The sequence below is a fragment of the Vibrio nereis NBRC 15637 genome, from assembly GCF_001591105.1.
Taxonomy (GTDB): domain Bacteria; phylum Pseudomonadota; class Gammaproteobacteria; order Enterobacterales; family Vibrionaceae; genus Vibrio; species Vibrio nereis.
In genome coordinates this window covers 269048-285784 of the sequence record NZ_BCUD01000002.1, presented here as the reverse complement: position 1 = coordinate 285784, position 16737 = coordinate 269048, and the positions used below count along the sequence as shown (strand labels likewise).

19 protein-coding genes are annotated in these 16737 nt (G+C 44.7%); 10 read left to right on the top strand and 9 right to left on the bottom strand.

All coding sequences use genetic code 11. From position 1 onward, the window contains the following. Nucleotides 1–6: 6 nt before the first annotated feature. Entirely contained in the window at nt 7–924 is a 918-nt protein-coding gene (locus VNE01S_RS04145) for a DMT family transporter (protein ID WP_053396106.1), read from the bottom strand. 90 nt (nt 925–1014) lie between these two features. Between VNE01S_RS04145 and VNE01S_RS04140 the strand changes: the two genes are divergently transcribed. Together VNE01S_RS04140 and VNE01S_RS04135 are read left to right on the top strand one after the other, a co-directional pair. Further along, nucleotides 1015–1905: a LysR substrate-binding domain-containing protein gene (locus tag VNE01S_RS04140; RefSeq protein ID WP_053396105.1), complete on the top strand. Its 891-nt coding sequence runs from the start codon at nt 1015–1017 to the stop codon at nt 1903–1905. Nucleotides 1906–1988: 83 nt separating this feature from the next. Next, nucleotides 1989–2468, top strand: coding sequence for an aminoacyl-tRNA deacylase (locus VNE01S_RS04135; RefSeq protein WP_053396104.1), 480 nt, complete (start codon nt 1989–1991; stop codon nt 2466–2468). Between the two features lie 37 nt (nt 2469–2505). On the opposite strand, the gene VNE01S_RS04130 is transcribed toward VNE01S_RS04135, so the two are convergent. Both VNE01S_RS04130 and VNE01S_RS04125 read right to left on the bottom strand, forming a co-directional pair. After that, entirely contained in the window at nt 2506–3465 is a 960-nt protein-coding gene (locus VNE01S_RS04130) for a ribonuclease Z (RefSeq protein ID WP_053396103.1), read from the bottom strand. A gap of 103 nt (nt 3466–3568) precedes the next feature. Further along, nucleotides 3569–4780 (bottom strand): MFS transporter, encoded by a 1212-nt coding sequence (locus VNE01S_RS04125; RefSeq protein WP_053396102.1) that lies wholly within the window; start codon nt 4778–4780, stop codon nt 3569–3571. A gap of 90 nt (nt 4781–4870) precedes the next feature. On the opposite strand from VNE01S_RS04125, the gene VNE01S_RS04120 reads away from it, so the two are divergent. Further along, nucleotides 4871–6568: an ABC transporter substrate-binding protein gene (locus tag VNE01S_RS04120; RefSeq protein WP_053396101.1), complete on the top strand. Its 1698-nt coding sequence runs from the start codon at nt 4871–4873 to the stop codon at nt 6566–6568. A gap of 5 nt (nt 6569–6573) precedes the next feature. On the opposite strand, the gene VNE01S_RS04115 is transcribed toward VNE01S_RS04120, so the two are convergent. The 3 genes from VNE01S_RS04115 to VNE01S_RS04105 all read right to left on the bottom strand — a co-directional run bounded on the left by VNE01S_RS04115 (nt 6574) and on the right by VNE01S_RS04105 (nt 8577). Further along, nucleotides 6574–7347 carry a substrate-binding periplasmic protein gene (locus VNE01S_RS04115; RefSeq protein WP_245649868.1) on the bottom strand — a complete coding sequence of 258 codons (774 nt, stop codon included), beginning with the start codon at nt 7345–7347 and terminating at the stop codon, nt 6574–6576. Nucleotides 7348–7557: 210 nt separating this feature from the next. Further along, complete coding sequence (locus tag VNE01S_RS04110; protein ID WP_053396099.1) at nt 7558–8043, bottom strand: hypothetical protein; 486 nt, start codon at nt 8041–8043, stop codon at nt 7558–7560. 21 nt (nt 8044–8064) lie between these two features. Continuing rightward, nucleotides 8065–8577, bottom strand: coding sequence for a nicotinate-nicotinamide nucleotide adenylyltransferase (locus VNE01S_RS04105; RefSeq protein ID WP_053396098.1), 513 nt, complete (start codon nt 8575–8577; stop codon nt 8065–8067). Nucleotides 8578–8744: 167 nt separating this feature from the next. Here VNE01S_RS04105 and nadE point away from each other — a divergent pair, with 167 nt between their 5' ends. Both nadE and VNE01S_RS04095 read left to right on the top strand, forming a co-directional pair. After that, nucleotides 8745–9572, top strand: a complete 828-nt coding sequence (gene nadE, locus VNE01S_RS04100) for an NAD(+) synthase (protein WP_053396097.1) — start codon at nt 8745–8747, stop codon at nt 9570–9572. Nucleotides 9573–9858: 286 nt separating this feature from the next. Beyond that, nucleotides 9859–10407, top strand: coding sequence for an MSHA operon transcriptional regulator (locus VNE01S_RS04095; RefSeq protein WP_053396096.1), 549 nt, complete (start codon nt 9859–9861; stop codon nt 10405–10407). Here the strand turns inward: VNE01S_RS04095 and VNE01S_RS04090 are convergent. Both VNE01S_RS04090 and VNE01S_RS04085 read right to left on the bottom strand, forming a co-directional pair. Beyond that, the gene (locus VNE01S_RS04090) at nt 10404–10685 is read right to left on the bottom strand and encodes a hypothetical protein (RefSeq protein ID WP_053396095.1); all 282 of its coding nucleotides are present in this window, start codon (nt 10683–10685) and stop codon (nt 10404–10406) included. The genes VNE01S_RS04095 and VNE01S_RS04090 overlap by 4 nt on opposite strands. A 116-nt stretch (nt 10686–10801) precedes the next feature. Further along, a complete protein-coding gene (locus VNE01S_RS04085; RefSeq protein WP_053396094.1) occupies nt 10802–11731 on the bottom strand; it encodes a carbamate kinase in 930 nt (309 codons plus the stop codon). Between the two features lie 355 nt (nt 11732–12086). Here VNE01S_RS04085 and VNE01S_RS04080 point away from each other — a divergent pair, with 355 nt between their 5' ends. The 5 genes from VNE01S_RS04080 (at nt 12087) to VNE01S_RS04060 (ending at nt 15799) form a co-directional block, all read left to right on the top strand. Beyond that, nucleotides 12087–12638 (top strand): DUF924 family protein, encoded by a 552-nt coding sequence (locus tag VNE01S_RS04080; protein WP_053396150.1) that lies wholly within the window; start codon nt 12087–12089, stop codon nt 12636–12638. Between the two features lie 25 nt (nt 12639–12663). Further along, nucleotides 12664–13659: a D-2-hydroxyacid dehydrogenase family protein gene (locus VNE01S_RS04075; protein ID WP_053396093.1), complete on the top strand. Its 996-nt coding sequence runs from the start codon at nt 12664–12666 to the stop codon at nt 13657–13659. 291 nt (nt 13660–13950) lie between these two features. Beyond that, nucleotides 13951–14700: an energy transducer TonB gene (locus VNE01S_RS04070; RefSeq protein WP_053396092.1), complete on the top strand. Its 750-nt coding sequence runs from the start codon at nt 13951–13953 to the stop codon at nt 14698–14700. Next, nucleotides 14700–15386: a MotA/TolQ/ExbB proton channel family protein gene (locus VNE01S_RS04065; RefSeq protein WP_053396091.1), complete on the top strand. Its 687-nt coding sequence runs from the start codon at nt 14700–14702 to the stop codon at nt 15384–15386. The genes VNE01S_RS04070 and VNE01S_RS04065 overlap by 1 nt, the downstream gene beginning before the upstream one ends. Continuing rightward, nucleotides 15383–15799: an ExbD/TolR family protein gene (locus VNE01S_RS04060; RefSeq protein WP_053396090.1), complete on the top strand. Its 417-nt coding sequence runs from the start codon at nt 15383–15385 to the stop codon at nt 15797–15799. The genes VNE01S_RS04065 and VNE01S_RS04060 overlap by 4 nt, the downstream gene beginning before the upstream one ends. Before the next feature lie 71 nt (nt 15800–15870). Here VNE01S_RS04060 and ppsR read toward each other — a convergent pair whose 3' ends face one another. After that, a complete protein-coding gene (gene ppsR, locus VNE01S_RS04055; RefSeq protein WP_053396089.1) occupies nt 15871–16704 on the bottom strand; it encodes a posphoenolpyruvate synthetase regulatory kinase/phosphorylase PpsR in 834 nt (277 codons plus the stop codon). Between the last annotated feature and the right edge of the window lie 33 nt (nt 16705–16737).

The window sequence follows — 16737 nt, the reverse complement described above, 5'->3', positions numbered from 1 at the left end:
TGTGGGCTATGACCTTAGCAACTGCATTCGGCGGCTTTTACGCCATTTGGGGATAATGACACAACACACATTAGCACCGATAATCAAGGCCAAGCCAAGTATTTGAAACGAGTTGTAGCTTTCGTCAAAGAACATCAGTTGCCATATCGCAGTAAAGATTAAGTTGGTGAAAATGAGCGGCGCAAGCTGAGAGCCAGACTCCGCCAACCTGTATGCTTTAGAGCGAAACACTTGAGTGTTGATGATCAACAACGCCAATACCCCCATCGTCATTGCAAGTACCAACATGCTACTTTCAGACGTATCGTACAAGGTGATATTTTGCGTTACATTCACGCCTACAAAAGGCAGTATCACAACAACCGCAAATAAGAATGTCCAAAGGTTGATTTCAAAGGCATTGAGTCGACTCTGACTGATGCGATACAAGCTCAGTTGAGAACCCGCATTAAATAGCCCAGCCGCTAACCCCACCAACAACTCAGCTCTTATCTCTATACCAGATACATCCCCAGCCAAAAGGGTGACCCCGATAAAAGTGACGACTAACCCCACTAAATTCATACGGCTTAAGTTGACCGAAAACATTAGCTTTTCTAACAATGGAATAAACAAAGGTCCCGTACTGAACAGTACCACGCTCTCGACAAGGCTTAAGTGCATCAGCGCGTATATAAAACACACCTGACAAACTGCTATACATACTGCTCTAACCCAAAGCGCTAACATCTCTTTACGACTTGGGAGTATGATCTTATGGCGAAACAGGAAAATAAAAATGAACATTGCTGGAACGGCAAATCTCAGCAAGCTCAGGAACGTTGCATCTAAGTGCTGACTAAGATACTTGGAAAACAGCCCAGTGAGTGACAAACTGAACGTTGAAGACAACATAAATAAAATTGGGTACAACTGGTTTGGCATAACTCCTCCCTTGATACCGCTAAGTTTAGGAGCGCCACACACCAAATAAAAACGATTAATATTTACACATTAAGTTAGAAAAACTTACAGATGAAAAAACTCGCGCCTCTAAAATCTATTTACTCGTTTGTCGCTGTGGCAGAAACAGGCAGCATGACAGATGCCGCCCACCAACTTAACGTTAGTCATTCTGCGGTAAGTCAGGCGGTGAAATCTCTTGAGCACCAATTGGGTCAGCCGCTATTTCAAAGAGTTGGCCGCAATGTGGTACTTAACGCGGCAGGCCGAAAATACTACAAGCAGGTCGCGCCTGCACTGGAACAAATTGTAGAGGCCACGCAGCAACTGATCAGCGATCAACAGAGCCATCGGCTGACGCTTAATATGGTCAACTCGCTGGCCATGCATTGGTGGATCCCACGTGTTCATCGCTTTAATCAGTTCGCGCCACAATTGGATATTCGAATCTCTACCCTGACCGGAAGCTTTGTGATGGAAAACGAAGGGGTGGATGTGGCAATTATTCATGGAAAACCTGACGAATGGCAAGACTACTATTGTGAGCGTCTGGCAGAGGATGAACTCGTTATGGTCGCAAGCCCCGAGTTAGTCAATGACACCACCACGCCTGAGCAGTTACTCGCTCAATTCCCGGCTATTTTTGCCGCCAATGACCGACGCAGATATGACTGGCAGGTTTGGTGCGAAAGCCACGCCCTTTCTGTGCCAGACAGTGCCAATAATTTAAGCTTCTCGGCCTCGATTCAAGCCGTTCAAGCGACCATACAACGGTTAGGAGTCTTTGTGACGCATCGGCAATTTGTCAAAGATGACGTCAATCATGGGCTCTTGGTCGAAGTAGGTGAGCCAATCCCCAACCCTTACCAAGACTTTTACTTTGCCTGTCAAAGAGACAAGTTAAAGAATGAACACGTGCTGACTCTGCGCAGCTGGCTACGAAGTGAGTTTACAAACGCGTAGCGCAGAATTTATCCATTTCAATTGGTGAGCAAGAATCCCATTACCTATACTCAGATGTGGACCTCATACAGAAGGAGACTTGTATGACTATCTCTCACCGACTCGATCACTATATGAACGAGCATAATATTCCGTTTCAAATAGTGCATCACAGCCATAGCAACAGTTCTTTGCAAAGTGGCGTGTCTGCTGGCGTTCCATTGCTGAATTTGGCAAAAGGTGTTGTGCTTGAGGATCACGAAGGGCGACATATTATGGCGGTTCTGCCTGCCAATAATAAGATCAGCTTATCGCGACTGGATGATGAATTTAGCGCTTCTTACCATTTGGTTAAAGAGCGCCACATCTACCAAATGTTCACCGACTGTGACCGCGGCGCCGTCCCACCTGTGGGTAGCCCTTACCATATGGCAACGGTATGTGATGAAATGCTCACCCACCTTGACCATGTTTACCTCGAAGCGGGAGACCATGAAACCTTGATTAAGTTGGATCAAGATGCCTTTTTAGCGCTGATCAATCCAATTAGAATTTTGCGTTTCAGCAGCCAGATCTTTCATTAACAATAAAAGGCTTTTATCCATATGGTGGTAAAAGCCTTCATTCCTCAACACGCTTGAGCACCCCACTTTTATCAAGCCGATACCGAGCAAAATCCTCAGCTAAGAAAAGAGCCCCACTGTACACGCTCTGTGCTTCTTGTCTGATCTGCTCAATGGAGTTAATGGCCTGAGGGTGGGTCTGATATCTGGAGCTGAAATGGGTCAGAACCAGATTCGGAATGCCAACACCACTCGCAAACCTCGCTACCAGCTCACCATAGCTATGGCCATATTCCTTAGCCTTCGATGCCAATTCTTTGCTATAGGTCGACTCGTGAACAAGCACATGGCAGTGTTTGCTCAGGCTTTTTAATTTATCGGGCTCACTGTTGTCACCGGCAATGATCACTTTTCTTGGCTCGTGAGCTCTGTAAGTGAAGACTTCACTTTTTAGCACGTTATCGCCAAATGGCACCTCATCTTCCTTCACTAGCCTGCCCCAAATCGGCCCTCTCGGTATATTGTGTTCAGCCAGTTTGTCAAAATCGAGATAACGCTGGATCTGTGATTCTGTAAAGCGGTAAGCAAAAGAAGGAACTCGGTGGGTCAACGCCGTCACATCGATAGTGAATTGCCCTAGCGTGACTTCCTGCATGGTTTCTGTCGCTATAAACTCGACGGGGTATGGCAAATACAACCCCGTGAGTCTTTGCGTGGCTTCAAGCCACTCTTTTACGCCCTGAGGAGCAATGATGGTTAACGGCTCAGTCCGGTGATTCATTGCTGCACTGGCAAGTAACCCAGGTAAGCCGTAACAATGATCGCCATGGAGGTGAGTAATCAAAATCGCGCGTAGATTGTTCACCGTCAGCGACGTATGGAGCAGTTGGTGCTGAGTGGCCTCGCCACAGTCAACCAAAAACCAGCCCTTACCCTGGCTCTCTTGTAGCGCGACGGCCGAAACATTGCGAGTTTTGGTCGGTACACCTAAAGATGTCCCCAAAAAATAAAGCTCCATATTCTCCCTTACATCACACATCAATGCGGAGCGACTCGCCCCGCCGTTGTTTAAGCTATTTAAAGTTAAGCACAGCTTTCATCTGCACAAACTCACGGTTTGATTACTTAATCTTACGTACATTCGTCGCCGCTAGCCATAAAGCCGCTGCCAGCTGGAACACAAAACACAGTACAAATAGAGGCTCAACACCAAAAGCAGAGGTGATGTATCCAGAACCCGCCAACCCAAAAGGCATAAGCAGCTTAAACAAAGAACCGGTTATACCTGCTACGCGGCCTAAGTGCGCTTCACTAAACGCCTCTTGCCTGTAACTCCAGATACAAATACTGCTGTACAACCCAACGGCCGAAATCCACAAGAATGAGAAGATTAGGCTCAATGTTCCAGGGATAAGGACGGGAACGATAAACCCTAGAGCTTCCAACGTAATTGCAACAATTAATAAGCGCCCTAGCCCCATTTTACTTCGCACTTTGTCCGCACTAAATGAGCCCAATAAGCCACCAATTCCTGAAGCCGCGATCAGGTAGCTGACCTCCACTGCACTGAAATTCAGTTCCGCTTTAGCAAAATAAATCGCCTGAATCCAAAACACCGCGCCCGTAGTATTGATCACCATGACGGCCAGCGTGATCGTCCACATGTTTGATTCATCTCGGAGAATATTCCAGCCTTCTTTTAAGGCACGAAACACACTCTGCGGCTTACCAACCTGTGCAGGTTCAAACTCCAACCTTTCTAACTGCCAATAAGCGAGAAGTAATAGCCCCATAACAGCTAAGAACACATTGTGGATAGCAGAGAGCAACATTAGCGCGCCAGATAACACAGGCCCCACCGTTTCCATAAAACTGCTCAGTGCACTCATTCTCGCGACCGCTGTATTTTGCACTTCGTGTGGTAACACACTCTTCATCATCGACATTCGAGCATTGTGATAGCCGTAGTTAAACATCATCATCAAAAACGCGGCCGGAAACAGTACCCACAGTGGTTCATTGATGGTCTCTACGGCCAGATAAGACGCGGTGACCATAGCGACTTGGCCAAGCAGCATCCACTGCGACCAACGTTTCTTATTGACTCTATCAACCCATACGCCAATAAACATCGCGAGCAAGAGGTTGGGCAGAAACTCAACCGCGCGCATCCAGCCCATCACCTCTGAAGACTGAGTCAGTTCATACACCAATAAAGGTAAAGCGAGGTTGTATATTTGCGCACTAAACGCAACAAAGAAGGCGCTGGAAAACAAAATAACAAACGGCTTATTTCGCCATATCGAAGTTTGTGGCTGACTTAACGTATCCATGTTCTTTTCCTTTTCTAATGAACGTTTTTATCTATTATCGAGAACAAAAGATGAAGAAAAATAGAAAACAAGAAACGAGATTTCACCTTTATGCGATATTGGAAAGCACTGGCCTTTTGCCAACATAAGCTTTGTCTTCACCAATGGAGAAATGTTTCTCTGGATGAGTTCAGTTCAGCACTCGAGTGCACTCGAAGAAATACTCAATTAGTCATCAAGCGACTGGTAAAAGAAGAGGTTCTAGATTGGCGTTCTGGCGTAGGCCGAGGCAATCTGCCCAGTGCAAGGCTGTTAAAAAATGTGGCAGAAAGAGTCGAGCGACAAGCGAATAGACTTATAGAAAACGGCCAAATAGAACACGCTTTATCGTTGATAGGTGATGACGAGAAAGACCGCTTTCTTAGTGACTACCTGTCACAGTACCAATCCACACCACAGACAAAAGACGTACTAAAAATCCCTTTTTACCGCGCAACTCATGACCTAGATCCTATCGGGATAAACCGTCGAACAGAGCACCATATTGCCAACTACCTTTATTCAACATTACTCAAAGCCGATGACAGCTCTGCGGGTTTTAGCGGCGATCTGGCTCACGCTTGGCGTTTAGAAGAACATGCACTCTCAATTACTCTTCGCAAAGGGCTAAAATTTCACGACGGCACGCCACTTTATGCTCAAGACGTTCATAATCACTTCCAGCGCTTAATGGCCTCCCCCTATATTTCCAAAGCACTGTATCAATTTATCGACGAGATCGAGGTTGATGGGCTTTATAAAATAAAATTTGTGAGTCATTCGATGCCCATGTTACTGCCAAAACTACTCGCTCACGGCGCGATGGGGATCACCAAACAAGTTGGCGATACGATTTTTGGCTGTGGCCCTTTTGTGCTCTCAGAACAAAATGAATGGCGCACGTTACTGACCGTAAATACCACCTACCACGGCCATCGTCCTTGGATAGACGGCATCGAAATTTGGAACATGGGTGATAAAGCAAAAGACTTCGAGTTAAACAGTCATGTGGTACACGGTAGCCATTTACGCCCTGCACAGAAAGCACAGTTCACATCATGCCAACAGTGGGAGCGAGGCTGTGTGCACGCCATGCTTAACCCGCTACGCCACCCATGGATGAAAGAATACACTCATAGGGCAGCACTCCAAGACTTGTTGCTGTCGATGGGAAAACCAACAGGTGACCAATGTGAAGAAGTGGCGCGCGCGACGGGAATGGTGTCTGAGCCAAACGCAATTCCCAAAGCGGACCTCTTTCATATTGCCAGCGCCTTAGAACGATTACCCAAGCCAACACCACGGTTAACCATCATGACTTATCAGTTGGGAACCCACATAGAAACCGCGAAGTTAGCAGTAACATCGCTCACCCAATTAGGCATTGACTGCATCCTAGAAGTGTTGGAATACCCGGAGTTTAACCACATCGATACCCTATCGCGGGCCGACATTATTATCACTGGTGAAGTCTTTTCTGAAGACACTGAAATGTCTTGGTTGGGTTGGCTTTTATGCACAAACTCTAACGAAGCGTGTTTAAGCCCAGAGAATAAAACTTGGCTGCTAACAGAAATTGTTAAGGTGATGCACAGAGCAGATAATAAACGGAGGCTAGATGAGTTTGATAAACTGGAAAAACAACTCATTGCGAAAGGCATTTATCAGCCGCTATTCCATGTAAAGCAAGATCTTAATATTTCTAACCATATTTCAGCCCCTGAATTGCTGGCGAATGGCTGGATAGACTTCAGTAATATCACGATGTAAATCGACTACACCATGTGCTTTCTATAAAGTCGCATCTCCTCGCTGCCGGGGTGATACTCTTCGATCAATTCTTCGAGAACGCCACGCGCTTTTAAACGCTGAAAACTTTCTTTGAGTGCTTTGATCACCTCGGGTGAGGTCTTTTTACCCGTTACAAGCCAGAGTTCTTTGGAAAGCTCCTCGACTTTCATGACTTCGACAAAATCACTCGGTGAAAAACCGTATTGTTCCAAACGATAGTGGTAACTAGCTTGGACAAGTGGCGCAAAATCGACGCGATTTGCATGCAGCAGTTTTATCGCCTGCCTCCCATAACTGACCGGAATAACATCAATTTTACCGTTGCGTTTCAGCAACCCATCAAAGGCACTCTCTGGCTGTGAAGCAACACAATACCCCTGTAAATCCGACAACCTGTTTAACGCGACATTAGGCCCCGATTTATGGCGATAAATGGCAATATCATAAGGAGAAACCTCACCTATCCAAGCATACTGGTTTTCACGCTGTTTGGTCCGCGAGACAGAAAAGAAAAGCACATTACTTTGACGCTGAGTGGTTCGAATGGCACGTTTCCAGGGCACGAAATGCACATCTTCTATTTCCATCGGAAGGGTTTTAGAAGCATCAGCAACAACGGCTTCAACAAATTTAACCACATAGCCTTCGGGCTTACCCTGAAGCTCGACTTGAAGAGGAGGGAAATCTTGGGTGTAAAGATCAAGTTTTATAGGAGCGGCAAAACACCCACTGATCGCGAATGTACCCCACAAACCCACTAGGATTCGTTTAAAACCACACTTAAAACTCTGCACATTAAAATTCTTAATAAAATAAGAGGATGATTAGAAATACTATTATCAGTAATTACAACTCGATACCAATGCTGCAAAAAATACGAATTTAAACTGGAACCCAGTTAAAATTTATCCGCCATTGTAATCAAGGAAAACTCAGTTGCATATTGCAATGATCACAATGTTAACAATTTATAATGGTAGCTCTATTAACATCATCCAGTCACCGTCAAAGGTTTCATGCCAACGATAGTCGAGCCTCATGCGAGGGTGCCCCGAATTTCGTTGACCGAACCCTAAGCTAAACTGCAAACCATGACTCAAGATCCAATCTTCTGTTTCCATGTAGTCCAATTGTTTCTCTAGCTCTTGTGGCACCCATATGCCGATACCAAGATAATTCGATGCTAAGGCTTGGGTGACGATTGGATTCGTTTCACTCTTGAGCACCCAGTCAGACCAGTAATCAGCATCATAATCTGACGTTTGAGGGGTAAAAGCGTATTCGGCATTGGATTTCTCAGCATCATATTCGATGCCGTCAACAAGAGAGAAGCAGACACTTTCAGGGGAATGAAACAAAATAGATTCGTTGGCTGAGTCTGGAGAATATAACTCACACGCGAATAAAAAAGTTGGAAACAGTGCCAGCAAGGGCGTCAATTTCTTACCAATCATTCCAACGAACCTCTATATCACCTAATAATATTCTTTGTCGGCTAAAAGTCGCCAAACTTTAGGTGTTGTTAAGTGGGAGACATCACATTTCGTCTGTAATGCATTCCTTACATCGGTACTGCGTACACAGACTTTTTCTGGGCATGCCATGACGGCCCAACGTTTGAGGATTTCCTCGGAACGATAAAACTTTGAAAAGTTGAGCAGGTTGTCTGGCCCCATAACAAACGTTAGCTCACTATTGATGAATTTTGCATCTAAAGCTTGTAAAACAGCAAAAGTTGTCACACTTTCTCCAGGGTTATACAGCTCTTCCTCGATGGTCGAACGCTCTACATTGCCTAAATCTAAATCTTCGATGAATGCATCCACCAGCTCACAACGTGTCTCGTAGTCGAGCATTTCCTTCCCCCACGCATGAGCAATGCTGGGCAGTAGCAGTACTTTATCGAAATGAGACAGTGAGTCGATCACGCTCTTATGGCCTAGTGTTGGCGGGTTAAACGCACTGCCAAAAACCGCAATTTTTTTCATTTTTTTCCTTATATTGGGTTGAAAACTGTGATCGCAGTTTTCTAATCGATTCATTTAGGTATCATGTGAAGCTGTCGCTTTACGATATTAGCCTTCACTTTATCAGAAAGGGAATATCTTAAGGCAACCTGAATTTTAAACTACATTGCTTGCAGGAAGGAAACATAATGGAACAGTTGATTCGCGACGAGATGCATGTTCTGCCATCTATTGACCCTCAATTTGAAATCACACGTCGTGTCGACTTCATCAAACGCAAACTTTTAGAGTCAGGCTGTAAAGCTCTGGTTCTAGGTATCAGTGGCGGTGTTGACTCAACCACGTGTGGTCGTCTTGCGCAGTTGGCTGTAGACCAACTTAATGAAGAGAACGATGGCGGGTACCAATTCATCGCTGTTCGCCTTCCTTACGGAGAGCAAAAAGATGAAGACGAAGCCCAGCTAGCGATTCGCTTTATCCAGCCAACGCACTCTGTTTCTGTAAACATCATGCAAGGTGTGGATGGTATTCACGCGGCAACCAATACTGCTTTAGAAGGCACAGGCCTGATCCCGCAAGATGCTGCAAAAGTGGATTTTGTAAAAGGGAACGTGAAAGCTCGTGCTCGTATGATGGCCCAATACGAAATCGCAGGCTACGTGGGTGGCTTAGTGATTGGTACCGACCACTCGGCAGAGAACATCACCGGCTTTTACACAAAATTTGGCGATGGAGCGTGTGACCTTGCACCTTTATTTGGTTTGAACAAACGTCAAGTTCGCCAGCTTGCCGAAACACTAGGCGCACCAGAACTACTGGTGAAGAAAGTTCCGACAGCCGATCTCGAAGAGTTGACGCCGCAAAAAGCCGATGAAGAAGCACTTAACCTGACTTATGACCAAATTGACGACTTCTTGGAAGGCAAACCTGTTGCACCAGAAGTCATCGAACGTTTGGTACGCATCTACACAATCACACAGCACAAACGTCAGCCAATCCCAACGATTTACGATTAATTTCTGAATCGTAAGGCTCGTGTGCTTTTCGCGCACGAGCCTTCAAATTAACACCGTCAAAAAAGCCCCAAAAAACCTTAGAAAGTAGCCAAACAAAACCTGTAACGTACTGCTAAGCTGCACAAAACTAACAATTTAGTTAGTAAATTCCCTAGCTAGTTCCACTGATTTTCACTAGAATACTCGATTAGGATCTAATTCCTCCTCCTATATTTTCGGTTCAGACCGCACTTATTGTGCCGTCCGAAGTTCTGGCGTTTTCGATAATTAATTAAGTGTTTTATATATGGATCAAGATAAGTTTACTAATATTTATCGTTTGCCGACGGCCATTCAAATTCGAATCGGCACATGGCAACAAACGTTTAATGGTACTTCTGATCTGGTGATGCATCAGGCAATAAATGTTCGCAACAAACAATATAAAAAACGAGATTATCTACCTACTGGCTGGTGTGTAAAACCATTCGATAAAGATGATGTGTCTATTACCCATCACGGTAAGTACATTCAAACGGCCATGCGCACGATGATAGACAGAAAAGTCTCATACAAGCGTATCTATTTGTCACGCCTGCCATTGGAACAAGCAGAGCCAGCTCTGATCGCCTTTAAAAAAGAGTGGATTTCAAAACATAACCACGTGGCACGCATCTACAACCAAATAAAGAAAAAGCAGTTTATGCGTTTAGCAATGGATGAATTAGATACGCTCTACCCCGCATTAGAAAAAGCCGAGTTTGACCGCACCTTATGGAATAAACTGGTGTATTCCGAATTGGGCAACCCAAAAAAATTCGACAACCCTTACTTTGTAAAAAAAGCCAAGGTTTAAAGGAGATTATTACGCTGTAATCCGCGCTTCACACTGGTACACATTTTACCAAAGCGTCTGATTTCATCGAATTGCGGCGTAATACCTCTGTCCATAGCGGATTCCCAATAACTCAGTTCATCGTCAACCATTTCGAGTAACTTCTTTGGGCATCCCGTACAATTGCCTTTAGTACCACAGATAAATGTTTCGGGTTCGTAGAGAGGGAGTGTGGACTTGACTTGTTCGATGATGGATCGCATTGCGGTTATACGATCAGGTTTAATTTGCGCGCTCATAAAACAACTTAATAGTAAGCAGCCAATAAAGAACGCCAAATTATAGGTATTGGCAGCTAAAAGCCAATACCTATATGGAGTAAAAAGTTGAGTTCAACGCTATGCGCTACAACCGATTAGTAGTACTCAATCCCTTCGCCTTGCTTAATCAATGTACCCGCTTCATTGCAGATCACTTTATCCAGCTCAAATAGGGAACCGATTGCAGCATCTCCTCGGCCTGACTCGACAAATTTGCACACTGCATCCACTTTTGGTCCCATAGAACCTGCAGGGAATGAGAACTCAGACAACCCTTTTGGTGTTGCGACTTTCATCTCTGCCTGATCCGCTTTTCCGTAGTTACGGTAAATTGAGCCATCCGTTAAAATCACAAATAAATCTGCATCAATCTTTTCTGCTAGCAATTCTGCCGTTAAGTCTTTATCGATCACACACTCAACGCCCACACTGCGCCCTTTTTCCATGCAAACTGGTACGCCACCACCACCGCACGCAATCACAACATTGCCCGCTTGAAGCAACGTTTCTACTTGAGGCACTTCGACGATGTCTTTAGGCATAGGTGAAGGAACAACACGGCGGTAGTATTCACCATCAGCTTTAAACACTTTGTCGCTGGCTGCCATTAACTCTTCCGCTTGTCCTTGCGTGTACACCGGGCCAACAAACTTAGTAGGATTAGCAAATGCTGGGTCCTCTTTGCTCACTTGAGTTTGGGTAACTAACGTCGCGATGTTTAAGCTTGATTCACAATTTTTCAGCTCTTGTTGCAACATGTAACCTACCATTCCACACGTTTCAGAGCCTAAGACATCCATAGGGTAAGGAGTCGTTTCCGGAGAATATTCCTGATAAGCCGCGTTTTGTTCCATTAGCAAGCCGACTTGAGGGCCGTTACCATGAACAATGACGACTTCATGATGCTTAGCAATAGCCGCAATACTTTCTGCTGCTTTTTGAATGTTATCTCTTTGATTTTCTGCAGTTAAAGCCTGGCCACGAGCCAAAAGTGCATTACCACCTAATGCTAATACGATACGCATAAAACTATCCTCCAAAATATGGGATAAAAAATTAATCAAGTTATGATCTAGTATTTGTTGGCCTCAAGATTAAAGAATTACGGATATTAAAATCGTGATTCAAATCTCTTTAAATCACCATGAATAAACGGGGATAAATTTTCGCAACTTTTCGATACTGAATATTATTCCAATAACTCGTGATGGATTTATTCATATCATTATTAAATAACCGACTTCGATGAATAGTTAGTTTGTCGTATTTCACATCCTCAAATGAAAATTTGTTTATCTTCTTAAACTCCATCACAAAATATTTTGTTTTTAAATAAAATCAGCAATAATTATCCAGAAAGTATTCTGCATGGATGGCATCATGAATAACAACATAACCCCACAAGACGTATTGTCCTTTTGGTTTGAAGAGTTGGCCCCAAAAGATTGGTTTGAAGCGAATGACGCCCTGGATAAAACGATAACCGAACGTTTTGGTGAGCTACTGAAAAGCGCTGAAAAATCAGAACTTTTTACATGGAGAGCCACACCTCACGGGAGGCTGGCAGAGATCATCATTCTCGATCAGTTTTCTAGAAACGTTTACCGCAATACAGCAAAAGCGTACTCACAAGATCCACTCGCGTTAGCGCTTGCTCAAGAAACGATTCTGCTTGAAATGGATGAGCAGTTGACCAATGCAGAAAAAGGCTTTCTTTATATGCCTTTTATGCACAGCGAGTCGAATATTATTCATGAAAGAGCGGTTGAGCTTTTTAGTACTCCTGGTTTAGAGAATAATTATGACTTTGAAATAAAGCATAAGATAATTATTGAGCGTTTCGGTCGTTATCCTCATAGGAATGAAATATTAGGCAGGGAAAGTACTCCGGAAGAAGTAGAATTTCTCAAACAACCCGGCTCTAGCTTTTAAGCCCAATAAAAATAAAGGAGATATTTTGAAAATAGCTATTTTGGATGATTATCAGGACCAAGTTCGTACACTTTCCTGTTTTTCAATGCTCAACGGCCATGACATAACCGTCTTCAACGACACACTCAGTGACTTAGACGCTCTGGCTGAACGCCTTAAGCCCTTCGATATTCTCGTCCTTATCCGAGAAAGAAGCACGATAACAGAGCGGTTGCTAGCCAGATTACCGAACCTGAAGCTGATTAGCCAAACAGGGAAAATCAGCAATCACATTAATTTAGATGATTGCACGACACATAATGTTGCCGTCGCAGAAGGCGTCGGTTCGCCAGTCGCGCCTTCGGAACTCGCTTGGGCGCTTATCATGGCGTCTATGAGGCATATTCCCGCTTATATCGAGCAGTTCAAGCAAGGTCACTGGCAGCAATCAGGCCAGCTAGGGCTTGGGTCGACACTGAGTGGCCGCACTTTCGGAATTTGGGGATATGGAAAGATAGGCCAACAGCTCGCGCGATACGCTCAAGCCTTCAATATGAAGGTGCTAGTATGGGGAAGTGAACAATCGCGTGACAAAGCCATTCGCCACGGTTATCAAGCAGCAGAAAACAAGTCCGACTTTTTCAGTCAGTGTGACATTATCTCGCTTAACTTACGTTTAAACAGCGCAACGCGACATATTGTTACGAAGCAAGATTTAGACTTAATGAAGCCTGATTCACTCCTGGTCAATATCAGCCGCGCTGAACTCGTTGAGCCTGGCGCTTTGTACCAAACGCTCGTTGAGTCTCCGTCAAAAAGAGCCGCAGTCGATGTCTATGAGGAAGAGCCCACCAATGTAGACAACCAACCGCTTTTGACATTGCCGAATGTGGTGGCGACTCCGCACCTTGGCTATGTGGAACGCAATAGTTATGAGCTTTATTTCCAGTGGGCGTTAGAGAATGTACTCCACTACCTCAATGCTCAACCACACAACATTGCTAACCCACAAGTGCTCGAACAATCCACATTAGTATCATAACGCGACAAACGCTTCTTATACTTATCTTTGGGTATAGGAAGCCCTCTCCTTATCGAGCCAAAATGAGCCTAGCGAAGCCTAATTTGCTAGGTCATCCATTGATTTTGTAAAATCATTTCACACCAAACCATCAGCTTAAGTTATTAATAAATAGCACTTTAAAGCTCAGTAGCAACAAATTATAAACACACCGTTAAAAACAAACGATAATGCAATTGAGAATTGATATTATTTGTATTTTAAGCAATAATCCTAATCCAATTTTTACTAAGACTGAGTTGTGAGGACAGAGTGAATCTGAAGCGATATTGCGTAGCAGGCGGCGTATCTTTAGCGGTACATGCCGCATTCCTGTTTGTCGCACATGAGCCAAAAGTGTTTGCTATGCCCACGGGGAATCAATCTACTTCTGTTTCAATTAATTTTACTGCGCAGCCAACGCCTAAAGCCGTGGAAACACCTCCGGTTGAACAGCCTGTCGAAAAGCCTGTTGAGCCGCCGCCGGTAAAAAAAGAAGTCATCAAACAGGAAAAACCAGCGAAGCCAAAGCCGGTTAAAAAGAAACCGAAACCCGTTAAAAAGAAAAAGCCGGTGAAGAAGAAGGAGCAACCTAAAGTTACTCCTAAGAAAGTCGTCGAAAAGCCGAAACCAAAACCCACTCCTCAAGAGAAGCCGGCAGAAAAGAAACAGACTGAGCCAGAAAAACAGACCAAAGATCCTAAACCCGCGGCGTCTAGCCAGGGAGCGACTGCGCAGCCTGTCCTGGTGCAAAAGCCGTCATTCTTGACCAAGCCAACACCACCGACTTATCCGCGCTTAGCGAGGAAGCGAGGGCTTGAAGGCGTAGCCGTTTACGAAGTGTGGCTTGATAAGAACGGCAAACAGGTAAAGCAAGTTCTTAAGACCTCTTCCGGAACGAGAATTCTGGATAAAGCGGCACTAGATGCTATTAAAAAGTGGAAGTTTTCTCCACACATCGTTGGTGGGAAACGTACGGCCCACCGAGTTCAAATTCCTATACGTTTTAAGTTGGATAGATAATGGAACAATTACAGAACATTCAAGATAACCTTGGCTTAATGGCTTGGCCGTTAATTATTTGCTCGGCTTTAACCGTGATGATTGTCGCAGAGAGACTGTTTCAAGTTGTCATCAGTTTAGGGGTTGGTAAACGGGCGATCCGTGCAGAGCTGGATAATATCTCTCCAACGGATACAGCTGAAATAGAACGTCTTGCGGATAAACTGTCGCCTCGCCGCCCTCTTTTATACAAAGGTGTGGCGATGTTGCTGGCTCATCACTCGTTTTCTAAAACGCTAAGAGAAGATGCCGCTGGTATGTGGTTGCAGGAAAAACGCCACCAGCTTAACTCGGGACTAAGACTGCTGACCCTGATTGGTGTATTAAGTCCTTTGATCGGACTTTTAGGTACCGTACTGGGTTTGATCGAGATGTTTAAAGGGGTAGCGGCTTCTACTGGTAACATCACACCTAACGATCTCGCAGATGGCCTTGGCCTAGCGATGCGCACTACCGCAGCTGGCCTACTGATCGCTCTACCCGCGATTGCTGGCGCACAACTGCTTGGCCTTTGGGCAGACAAGGTAATGGCTAAATTAGAACACACGCTTAACTACGTAAACCTGTGGTTAGAAGGCATTAGCGTTCAACACGTAGCCTTAAATGGTAAAAAGAAAGTAGAAACCCCAGTTGAGGCCGCAGCATGATCAGGGCAAAAGAGCCAGACAACCGCTTTGGGTTAACCCCCGATTTAACGCCATTGCTCGACATCATCTTCATCGTGATGGTGTTTCTCATGCTGACTGCGGCGGTTAAATTGGAGTCGTTAGAAGTTGACTTACCCACCACAGACTCTCAAGCCGTTTCGGACGTGGATACTAAGTCGATCACGGTCAACATTCTTGCTTCAGAGCCTCATTGGGCTATCGATAGCAAAGAATACATTGACTGGGAAAACTTCACACTTGCCTTACTTGAGCAGCACAAGTCGGATGCGAAACCAATTGTGATTGGGGCAGACAAAACCGCCGATGTGCAGCATCTGGTTAAGTTGCTCGCTTTTCTGCAAGAGAATGGCATTCAAGCGACTCAGCTACTCACGGAAGAGTCTTCCGAGTAACCAGTTAGGTAACATAGTAAATCACGTTAATAGGGGGCCGAATCAGCCCCCTATTTGTTTTTTGAAACGCATTACAGCAGACGACGTCTTAATCCTGCCTTTTCTAATATGCGTGCTGAGATTTCTTCAACAGAAAGGGAAGAGGTATTGATATACGGAATCGCCTCTCGTCTGAATAACGCTTCGACACTCGCCAGCTCCGTCAAGCACTGCTCTGTACTGGCATAATCGCTGCCAGCCAAACGGTTTTCTCGAATTTCGGTCAAACGCTCCGGATTAATCGTCAAACCGAACAGCTTGTGTCGATGTATTTCAAACTCAGGAAGTAAGCGTAAACGCTTAATGTCTTCTTCGATAAATGGATAGTTCACCACGCGCAGACCAAACTGCATCGCCATATAGAGACTGGTTGGGGTTTTACCGCTACGAGAGACGCCAAGTAGTATGATGTCGGCCTGCTCAAGCCCTTTCAGGGTGATGCCGTCGTCGTGCGCAAGGGTGTATTCAATCGCGGCAATACGGTCAAAATAGGTATCAGAGTCTTTGCCTACACTGCGCGAACGCTGCAATTTTGGAGTTGGGTCCATCTTAGTATCGTCTTGTACTTTCTGTACGATACTTTCCAGCACATCATAACAATGAGCTGGTGCATCAAGGAGCATATTCTTAAGTTCTGGAATAACTATAGAGAAAAAAACCAAAGGCTTGACACCGTTCACACGATTCGACGCTTCAATTTGTTTTAATAGCTCCTCAAGTTTGTCCTCGCTTTCCACAAAAGGGAAAGTCTTTTCATTAGCTTTGAACGAAAATTGACCTAGAACAACATGTCCTAAAGTCTCACATGTTATGGCCGTTCCGTCAGAAACATAGAATACATCACGACTTTGACTATCAATTTGCATATTTTATTTAAACTTTCAAATTCTTTTGAGTAG

Bases quoted from the DNA above. Each gene is read 5' to 3' on its own strand.
- VNE01S_RS04145 (WP_053396106.1), bottom strand. From the start codon at position 924: ATGCCAAACCAGTTGTACCCAATTTTATTTATGTTGTCTTCAACGTTC.
- VNE01S_RS04140 (WP_053396105.1), top strand. From the start codon at position 1,015: ATGAAAAAACTCGCGCCTCTAAAATCTATTTACTCGTTTGTCGCTGTG.
- VNE01S_RS04135 (WP_053396104.1), top strand. From the start codon at position 1,989: ATGACTATCTCTCACCGACTCGATCACTATATGAACGAGCATAATATT.
- VNE01S_RS04130 (WP_053396103.1), bottom strand. From the start codon at position 3,465: ATGGAGCTTTATTTTTTGGGGACATCTTTAGGTGTACCGACCAAAACT.
- VNE01S_RS04125 (WP_053396102.1), bottom strand. From the start codon at position 4,780: ATGGATACGTTAAGTCAGCCACAAACTTCGATATGGCGAAATAAGCCG.
- VNE01S_RS04120 (WP_053396101.1), top strand. From the start codon at position 4,871: ATGCGATATTGGAAAGCACTGGCCTTTTGCCAACATAAGCTTTGTCTT.
- VNE01S_RS04110 (WP_053396099.1), bottom strand. From the start codon at position 8,043: ATGATTGGTAAGAAATTGACGCCCTTGCTGGCACTGTTTCCAACTTTT.
- VNE01S_RS04105 (WP_053396098.1), bottom strand. From the start codon at position 8,577: ATGAAAAAAATTGCGGTTTTTGGCAGTGCGTTTAACCCGCCAACACTA.
- nadE (WP_053396097.1), top strand. From the start codon at position 8,745: ATGGAACAGTTGATTCGCGACGAGATGCATGTTCTGCCATCTATTGAC.
- VNE01S_RS04095 (WP_053396096.1), top strand. From the start codon at position 9,859: ATGGATCAAGATAAGTTTACTAATATTTATCGTTTGCCGACGGCCATT.
- VNE01S_RS04090 (WP_053396095.1), bottom strand. From the start codon at position 10,685: ATGAGCGCGCAAATTAAACCTGATCGTATAACCGCAATGCGATCCATC.
- VNE01S_RS04085 (WP_053396094.1), bottom strand. From the start codon at position 11,731: ATGCGTATCGTATTAGCATTAGGTGGTAATGCACTTTTGGCTCGTGGC.
- VNE01S_RS04080 (WP_053396150.1), top strand. From the start codon at position 12,087: ATGAATAACAACATAACCCCACAAGACGTATTGTCCTTTTGGTTTGAA.
- VNE01S_RS04065 (WP_053396091.1), top strand. From the start codon at position 14,700: ATGGAACAATTACAGAACATTCAAGATAACCTTGGCTTAATGGCTTGG.
- VNE01S_RS04060 (WP_053396090.1), top strand. From the start codon at position 15,383: ATGATCAGGGCAAAAGAGCCAGACAACCGCTTTGGGTTAACCCCCGAT.
- ppsR (WP_053396089.1), bottom strand. From the start codon at position 16,704: ATGCAAATTGATAGTCAAAGTCGTGATGTATTCTATGTTTCTGACGGA.